General features: G+C 66.8%; 4 protein-coding genes and 3 pseudogenes. 2 read left to right on the top strand and 5 right to left on the bottom strand.

What is annotated here, in order from left to right; translation table 11 throughout:
• Positions 1-99: 99 nt before the first annotated feature.
• Positions 100-302, bottom strand: a pseudogene (locus tag ACWGH0_RS22535) (transposase family protein); the annotation flags it as partial.
• Between the two features lie 197 nt (positions 303-499).
• Between ACWGH0_RS22535 and ACWGH0_RS22530 the strand changes: the two are divergent.
• The gene (locus ACWGH0_RS22530) at positions 500-763 is read left to right on the top strand and encodes a transposase domain-containing protein (protein ID WP_453405980.1); all 264 of its coding nucleotides are present in this window, start codon (positions 500-502) and stop codon (positions 761-763) included.
• On the opposite strand, the gene ACWGH0_RS22525 is transcribed toward ACWGH0_RS22530, so the two are convergent.
• Both ACWGH0_RS22525 and ACWGH0_RS22520 read right to left on the bottom strand, forming a co-directional pair.
• The gene (locus ACWGH0_RS22525) at positions 728-1750 is read right to left on the bottom strand and encodes a TolB family protein (protein ID WP_453405979.1); all 1023 of its coding nucleotides are present in this window, start codon (positions 1748-1750) and stop codon (positions 728-730) included. The two genes, ACWGH0_RS22530 and ACWGH0_RS22525, sit on opposite strands and share 36 nt — an antisense overlap.
• Positions 1747-3054: an MFS transporter gene (locus ACWGH0_RS22520; RefSeq protein WP_453405978.1), complete on the bottom strand. Its 1308-nt coding sequence runs from the start codon at positions 3052-3054 to the stop codon at positions 1747-1749. Before ACWGH0_RS22520 ends, ACWGH0_RS22525 begins: the two co-directional genes overlap by 4 nt.
• 536 nt (positions 3055-3590) lie before the next feature.
• On the opposite strand from ACWGH0_RS22520, the pseudogene ACWGH0_RS22515 reads away from it, so the two are divergent.
• Positions 3591-4199 (top strand): annotated as a pseudogene (locus tag ACWGH0_RS22515) (transposase family protein); the annotation flags it as partial.
• Between the two features lie 384 nt (positions 4200-4583).
• Here ACWGH0_RS22515 and ACWGH0_RS22510 read toward each other — a convergent pair.
• A complete protein-coding gene (locus ACWGH0_RS22510; protein ID WP_453405977.1) occupies positions 4584-5099 on the bottom strand; it encodes a sarcosine oxidase subunit gamma in 516 nt (171 codons plus the stop codon).
• 82 nt (positions 5100-5181) lie between these two features.
• Positions 5182-8309 (bottom strand): annotated as a pseudogene (locus ACWGH0_RS22505) (sarcosine oxidase subunit delta family protein).
• Positions 8310-8313: the final 4 nt, after the last annotated feature.

Raw genomic sequence — 8313 nt, 5'->3', positions numbered from 1 at the left:
CGCGTCAACACACCCAGAGCGATCCGGTCCGACAACCGCTCACCCGACGACTTCACCTGTCCAGGCCTTGGCACACCACAACCAACGACCAACACGACTATGGCGGAGGTGCACCAGCGTGGCCAGCAGGCGGTCGACGAAGACCAGCTTGTGCTTGGCCCCGGCACCAACGGCCCGCGGCGAGGGCGTGACGTCAGCACGGCCTGGTGCCGCTCGTGCCACAACGGGCCGACCTCAGCAACGAGTTCAGGATTGCTGCACGCGCCCGATTCCCCACCACGCAGACCATGATCAACGATCAAGGTCTCAATGCGCTACCGCCAACCATGCACGAGCTCGTTAGGGCCAATACTGGCAACTTTGCCTGGTGTTGGGCGTTGCGAGCGGTGTGCCAATGCCTGGACAGGTGAAGTCGTCGGGTGAGCGGTTGTCGGACTCAATTGCTCTGCGTGTGTGACGCGGGTATTTCCGCCCGAGGCGGTCGATGAGGTGATCGTCAGTGCGGACGCCGGGAACAGCATGCCACCGGGTGGTGGTGTACTTCGTGTTCGCGATGTGTTTGTTCTCGGCGCAGGGCTATGAGGAAATGGCCCGGCTGCTGACGCAGGGCCTGGAACGGAGTGCGGCAGTGGGCCCACCATCACACTGGTGCCACCCACCAAACCAACCAGTAGACCTCGGAAACCCGCTTGAATCAGCGGTTGGCCCTCAAATCCTGTACCCGTGGTCAGTTGACATAGGCAGGGCTGGACCCGTGGGATAGTACCTTGACGGGGCGGCCGCTGCCATCCGCCGGAACGGTCCACAGGTGAGTGTTGGCCCCGTTGGGCACCTCGTACAACAGGGTCTCGTCGTCCGCCCACAGCACCTGGTCGTCCACACTGCGCCGTTCGGCGATCGGCCGCTCCTGGCCGGTGCGCAGATCGAGCACGAAGAGCTGCCAGGGCAGGTGAGCCGGCAGACCGGACACGCGCTTCTTGTAGACGAGGCGAGTCCCGTCCGGTGACAGGGAAGGGCACTCGGCGTTCCGCCTGAGGGTGCTGAGGGTCCGCGCGGCGGTGTCGCCCTTGACGAGATACGTCACTCCCTTGGTCACCATGGTGGCGTAGAAGTGGGCGTCGTCGATGAACGTCACACCCCAGATGTTGATGTCAGGCGACTTGTAGTGCCTTCCCTCCTTGGTGACCGCGTACTCCTCCAGGTTGGCGTGGTGCGTCCCGTTTCGTGTGTCGACTATCGACGTACGGGTCGAGAAGGCAACCGACGTGTAGGACTCACCCCGGATGAAGACCGTGTAGGCGACCATGCTCCCCGACGGCGAGACCCGGGCGCGTGTGGGTATGCCCGCGAGAGGAAGCGTGCGCACCACCCCCATGTTGGCGTCCAGCACGAGCGCCCGATGGCTGTCGCGGAGCTTTCCTTGGCGTTGCTGGAGACAGACCCCTGTACCGGCTGCCGCATAGAACCGCAGGCACTTCAGCCCTGAGACCGCGCGCTCCTTGCCGGAGGCACCGGCGGGAACGGAGCTCACCTCGTCCCGGTGTTCTCCCCAGACCATATTGCGGAACACCAGTCGACGATCCCCCTTTTCCGCCAGGGACAGCGTGGCCTTCGCCTCCCGCGTGCCCGCCTGGGCCCGGTCACGTTGGGCCCCGGCTCCCGCGGAACTGCGCAACACAGCGGCGGTGGCGATGCCGGCGAGTAGCACGACGGCAATGGCGACGATCAACAGGCGTGATGTGCGATTCATTCGTGTCCTTCAGAGGTCGCAGAGTTCGGTCGGAGCAGCGCGGCCGCGATCACGGTGCACAGGACGAGGCCGACAGTGGCCAGGGTGAGCGCCGTACCGTCGCCCCAAGTGGTCCAGACGGCGCCGAAAGCGAGCGAGCAGACGAAGCGGGCCAGCGCCTGGCCGCTGCCGACCAGCGCTATTCCCGTGCCGTGCAGCTCCGGTGGCACCGCTTCGGTTGTGGCGGCCACCAGGACACCGTCGGTGGCGGCGTAGAAGAAGCCGTGCAGTGCCAGCATCGCGGCGAGTAGACCGGTCTGGCCGGCTGCGGTGGTCGGTATCAGGGCGTACACGGCGAGCAGGGCCGCGTGGCCAGCGAGGAACATCCGCCGTCGGCCGATACGGTCGGCCAGCATCCCCACCGGTACGGCGAGCAGCAGGAAGACGGCGGCGGTGGCGAGCGGCAGGATGGGGAACAGGTGGGCAGGCAGGTCCATCCGGCGCTGGATGAGGAGGTACAGGAAGGCATCGCTGACGGTCGTGAGGCCGAGGAGGAACGCGCAACTTGTAAGTCTGCGCATCCCCCGGTTCTTCAGCAGTGCCAGCGAGTCCCGTAGGCGAAGGCCCGCTGAGGGCTGTGCGTCGGCTGTAAGCGAACGGGTGCCAATCCGGTTCGGCACGAAAAGCAGGAGCACCAGAACGCCGAGTACGGCGATGCAACCGCTGACGGCGAAGACCGCGTCGTAACCACGGTTGGCATCCGTTCCGGCGAGCGGGCCCTGGGCGGCGTGCAGCACGCCGAAGGCCACCAGAGGACCGATGAGGGCTCCGACCGTGTCCATGGCCCGGTGCACGCCGAAGGCCCGGCCGCGGTGCTCGGGTGGGGTCGAAAGGGAGATCATGGCGTCCCGGGGGGCGGTGCGCAGCCCCTTTCCGGTGCGGTCGACGGCGAGCGCCGCGATGATCGCCGGCAGGGTGTGTGCGAACAGGAGCAGTGGCTTGCACAGAGCGGAGAGCCCGTACCCCACGGCCGCCACCGTCTTGTGCCGACCGCCCCCACGGTCAGCCAGGTGCCCGCCCATCAACCGGACGACAGCGGCGATCCCGTTCTGTGTACCATCCAGCAGGCCGAATCCCAGCGGAGACATTCCGAGCCCCACTACCAGGTAGAGGGGAATCACCGCGGTCACCATCTCCGCTGAAACATCAGTGATCAGACTGACCGCGCCGAGGGCGAAGACCGTTCCGGGCAACGCTCCGGAGGGCCGGTGTCTCCGCTTCCTTTCCGCCGGAGCAGAGTTGTTGCGACTATCCGCAAGATACATGGGCGCCCTGCTCTTCCTTGACGGCGGAGCCATCTTTCCATTGGCACTCGATACGCACGCTGACATGTGAGGACACCTAGACGCAATAAGTTCAGGAAACATTGCGGGTATCGCGGACACCTATTCATCACCCACAAAAAACATCCCCATATCGGGTGCGCATGCCAAGGAATAAATGCGCGCACAATCCAGTAGCCAATGCAACCGGAGGGCCGAAATCTTATTCACTATGCTCAGGGCGTGCAGGTCCCGGAACCAGGAGGACGATGAACTTGAAACGCATCCCGATCGGGTGGTGACGTGCGCGACCACGCGCAGCTGGCGAATAAGCACTTCTGGGCGACGACAGAGCCGAAGCCGACGGCACAACACAGCGTCGTCTATACGAGCCAGCCGCACGACGGGCTGGGGCAGAAGCTGTCGGGTCTTATGCCACGACCAAGCTGGCGGCCACTGAGCCTCTTTCATCCTGTGCTGGAGGGTGAAATGGGCCGGTCAGCGGGTGTGGTGACGAGGCAGGGCCCCTCGTCGTTGGCGTGGTGATCTCACTCAACACACCGGTGACCGAAGGGGCCGGTGGTTCCGTATCCTGCCATGCTCGATGTCCCGCACGAGCTGGTCGAGCATGTTTGGACGTCCTGGCCAGCTGGGCGCCCGGCCTCCATGAAGCGCTCACCGGCCTCGGTGAAGGCGACCACGTCATCGTTGACGGCACCTTGATCCCCCTCGACCGGATCCGTGCCGACGAGCCGTACTACTCGATGAAGCACCGCAGGCACGGGATAAACGTGCAGGTCATTGCCCGTCCCGACGGCACACCGCTGTGGTTCTCCCGCGCGACGCCCGGCCGCACCCACGACCTGACCGCAGCCCGGGCCCACGGCATTGTCCAGGCCTGCCTGACCCGGCAGATCCTCGCCCTTGCCGACCGCGCCTACCAGGGCGCCGGCGCCACAGTCCGCACCCCGTACTACCACCACCGCGAACAACCCGCGCACTACAAGCAGTTCAACCGCGATCACGCCCGGCTGAGAGCACCGGGGGAACGGGCCTTCGCACAACTGAAGTCCTGGCGGCTACTACGACGAGCCAGATGCTCCACCCGCCGCATCGGCACCATCGTCCAGGCCGTCCACACACTAATTCCTACAACTCGATGCAAGGCGCGCCCTGTAGAAGTCCCAGGGCCCGACCAAGGGGTCAAAAAACACGACGGGCAAGATCTTCACCTCACCCGCCCGGCAGACGAAGAGGTCCCTCCTGGTCTTCACATATGACGAAGACTGGGGTTCGGGAACCCAGCGCATCCCCACCATCGTCGCCGGCTCCCCCGGCCTTACCAAGAGCGGCTTCGTCTCCCAGCAGCACGCCACCCTCTACAGCATCGGCCGCACCATCGCCAATGGTCTCGGTCTCCAGCCGCTCACGCAGAACGACCAGTTCGCCCTCCCCCTCACGACATCCGGCAGTAGGCACCCACGACGGAGCCCCCGCCCGGACCACCAGTCCGGACGGCGGCTCCGCTCTTTCTACGCCTCGCGGACGATGAGCTCGGATGCCGCATCCATCAGCCATTCCGCCAGGTATGCCGCGAACGAGGAACGGACCAGCACCCAGTACCCGGGGCGGGTGCCGTCCCGGGGCACCAGGATCACCTGTGTCCGAGCCAAGGTCGTCTGAGCACACTGCCCGGGACCGAACGCCCCTGGGTGAAGGTCGATGCGGCAACCGTGGGCCAGCAGGTCGCGGGCCCGCGGCCCTCCGACCAGCAACGTCGTACGCTGGGCAGAGACATCGACGACCGAACCGTGTTCCGGTCCCAGAGCGTCAGCGAGCTTCTCCCGCAAAGCGTCTCGTGCATCGGGTGGGCCTACGACCAGCCATTCGTCCGGGCCGAGCCACAGGATGACCAACGTGCCCGTACGCACCACGGTGTCGGGCTTGACGGGCAGCGGTGCGCCCAGGAGGTCACCGATGGAGTCGGCGGCCGGCCCCTTGGGGTCGAGGCGCAAGTTGATCTGGGCGAGATACGGCAGTTCTGCCATCCGCACCGCACCGCGGGAGGCTCGAGTGGTAGCTGACAGCGCTGTCCTGGCATGGCTCAGCGGACTGCGGCGGGCGATTGTCTCAGCCGTCACGGCGTGCTCCTTCCGGGTCGTAGAGAACGGGACCGGTGACCTTCACCGGGACCAGGGTGCCGCCGACGGGCGCGTACAGACGCTCGCCAATGCGGTCGCGCCCACCGCGGATGAGCGCCAGGGCGAAGGTGCTGCCCAGGGCCGCGCTGCGATAGCTGGAGGTAACGTGACCGAGCATTGGCACGGGAGGATCGGACAGTGTCTCGGTGGTGATCAGGTGTGTGCCTTCAGGCAGCAGCGTGCCGGGGTCGTCGGGGAGGAGCCCGACCAGGTGCTTGCGGTCGGACCGGCTGGTGTCGGGTCGTGCGAAGGAGCGCTTGCCGATAAAGTCGGGCTTCTTCTTCGAGACCACCCAGCTCATGCCCAGGTCCTGGGGAGTGATGGTCCCGTCGGTGTCCTGACCGACGATGGGGTAGCCCTTCTCCGCCCTCAGCACATGCATGGTCTCCGTCCCGTAGGGCGTGATGCCCAGCGGAAGGCCCGCCTCGTACAGCGCGGACCAGAGTGCCTCCGCCTCCCAGGGGGCCACGTTGATTTCGAAGGCGAGCTCGCCGGAGAAACTGATCCGACACACCCTCGCGGCCACTCCGGCGACTTGGGTGTCCCGCCAGGCCATGAACGGGAAGGTGTCGTTGTCGACGGCGAGCCCGGGTGCGAGCTGGCCGAGGAGTTCCCGCGATCGGGGCCCGACGAGGGCGACGGTGGCCCACTGCTCGGTGACCGAGGTGCAGTGGACACGCAGGTCGGGCCATTCGGTCTGGAGCCACTCTTCCATCCAGTCCAGGACAGCGGCGGCGTTGCCTGTGGTGGTTGTGACCAGGAAGTGTTCGGGACCGAGCCGGATGACGGTGCCGTCATCGAACACCATGCCGTCGGGGCGACACATCACCCCGTAGCGGATCATGTCCGGCTTCAGCGTGCTGATCATGTTCGTGTAGAGGCGGTCGAGGAAGGTCCCGGCGTCGGCTCCGACCACCTCGATCTTGCCGAGTGTCGACGCGTCCATGAGGGCGACGCCCTCACGTGCGGCCCGGCACTCGCGAAGGACCGCGGTTTCCATGTCCTCGCCGGCCAGAGGGTAGTACCAGGGGCGTTTCCACTGGCCGACGTTCTCGAAGGCGGCGTTGTGCGTCACATGCCAGGCGTGCAGGGCCGTGACCCGCACGGGGTCGTGCAGTCTGCCACGGTCCCGGCCGGCGAGTGCCGCGAAGGACACCGGTGTAAAGGGCGGCCGGAAGGTGGTCGTGCCCAGGGACGCCGGGTCGGCGTCGAGCAGGTGTGCCACGACCCCAGTGGTCAGGACGCCGGACGTCTTGCCCTGGTCGTGGGCCGTGCCCGCCGTGGTGTAGCGCTTTAGGTGCTCACCCGATGTCAGGCCGGCGCCTGTGCCGCGCCGCAGGTCCTCGGCGGTGACGTCGCGTTGGAGATCGACGAAGTGCAGTCTGTGGTCGCCGTCCTGCGCGGGGACGATGAACAGGTGGTCCGGCGGGCAGACGCGGGGAACCGGCTCGGTACGGGGCAGAGGGCGGCTCTCACCTTCGGTGAGGCCCAGCGCCACGAGGGCGCGGCGCCCTGCCGCTCGGCCGTCCGTCAGGCACTCGCCCAGCGAGAAGGAGCCGCTGGCGGCGCCCACGGCTTCGACCCCTTGGCCGCACGCCATGGGGATGAAGGAACCGACGCCCTCGTCGTACCGCAGTTGGCCTCCCGCTTGGCTGAAGAGGTGGACGACGGGGTTCCAGCCGCCGGAGACCAGCAGCAGGTCGGCGTCGATGCGCGTTCGGGACGTGTGGTCGCCGGACGGGGCGACGGTCACCGACGACACTCGGGGGTCGCCTTCCGTCGCGATGACGACATGCCCTGGGAGGACGTTGATCTGCGCCTCGTCGGCATGCCGCGCCCACTCCCCCGGTGCGAGCCGGGTGTCGACGACGGCGGCGATCTCCATGCCCGCTGCGGCAAGGTCCCTAGCGGTCTCGTAGCCGCTGTCATTGGTGGTGAACACCACGGCCCGACGGCCCGTCGCCACTCCATAGCGAGCCGCGTAAGTGCGGGCGGCGCTGGCGAGCATCACGCCCGGCCGGTCGTTGCCCGCGAAGGCCAAGGACCGTTCGTAGGCGCCGGTGGCCAGGATCACGCGGCGTGCTCTGATCCGCCAGATTCGCTCGCGGGCAGCGTGCTCGGAGGCTCGCCATCCGAGGTGGTTGGTGCGACGCTCGACGGCGAGTACATAGTTGTCGTCGTAATGGCCGAAGGCTGTGGTGCGCCGCAATACGTGTACGTCGGGCGAGGTTTCCAGTTCCTCAACGACCTTCGCAGCCCAGGACGTACCCAGTACCCCGTCCAACCGCTCACTGGTGCCGAGCAGGCTGCCGCCCGGCTCGGGTTGTTCGTCGATGAGGATGACGCGTACGCCGTCGGCCGCGGCGGTCCTCGCGGCAGTGAGACCAGCGGGGCCGGCCCCGATGACGAGGACGTCGCAGTGGGCGTACACCGCGTCGTAGCGTGCAGGGTCCGGTTGTGTAGAGAGCCGCCCCTGTCCTGGAAGGCTGCTCGCGACAAGGCCGTCGTACAGTTCGACGGTCGTCGCGGGGAGCATGGGCTCCAGGAAGGGGGCTTCGATCTGGACGACGGCGTTTGGTTCCTCGCTTCCCGCGGCGAAGATGCCTCGGGGGCGTCCGAGCTTCACGCTCGTGCCGGTCTGGTTTACACCGTTGGCCAGAAGGGCCGAAGCGAGTGTGTCTCCCCGGTAACCCTCGTAGGGCTGCCCGTCGAAGATGAAGCGGAGGGTCTCCGTACGGGAGACGCGCCCGCGGTCGGTCAGGCGGAAGGGCTGCGAGGTCATGCGGTCACCGGCCTCGGCTCGCCAATCCGGTACACGGCGAGGAATTTGTTGGTCGCCGTGTTCCGGACGGCGTTGAACCATCTGCGGCACCCGTCGGTGTGGCTCCACCTCTCGGCGTGGGGGCCTTTGGGGTTGTCGCGGAAGAAGAGATACGACGCCCATTCCTCATCGGTCAGGGCTGCGGGGTCCTCGGGGTACGGGACGTGCGCCTGGCCGCCGTAGTGGAATTCGACTTCGTCGCGTGGCCCGCACCAGGGGCAGGAGATGAGCACCATGTCT

Source organism: Streptomyces sp. NPDC054887, from assembly GCF_053610585.1.
Note: the sequence above shows the minus strand (reverse complement) of the source record. Positions and strands in the feature narration are given on the sequence as shown.

Excerpts from the sequence above, each read along its gene's own strand:
- ACWGH0_RS22525 (WP_453405979.1), bottom strand. The coding sequence starts at position 1,750 with ATGAATCGCACATCACGCCTGTTGATCGTCGCCATTGCCGTCGTGCTA.
- ACWGH0_RS22510 (WP_453405977.1), bottom strand. The coding sequence starts at position 5,099 with ATGGCAGAACTGCCGTATCTCGCCCAGATCAACTTGCGCCTCGACCCC.
- ACWGH0_RS22520 (WP_453405978.1), bottom strand. The coding sequence starts at position 3,054 with ATGTATCTTGCGGATAGTCGCAACAACTCTGCTCCGGCGGAAAGGAAG.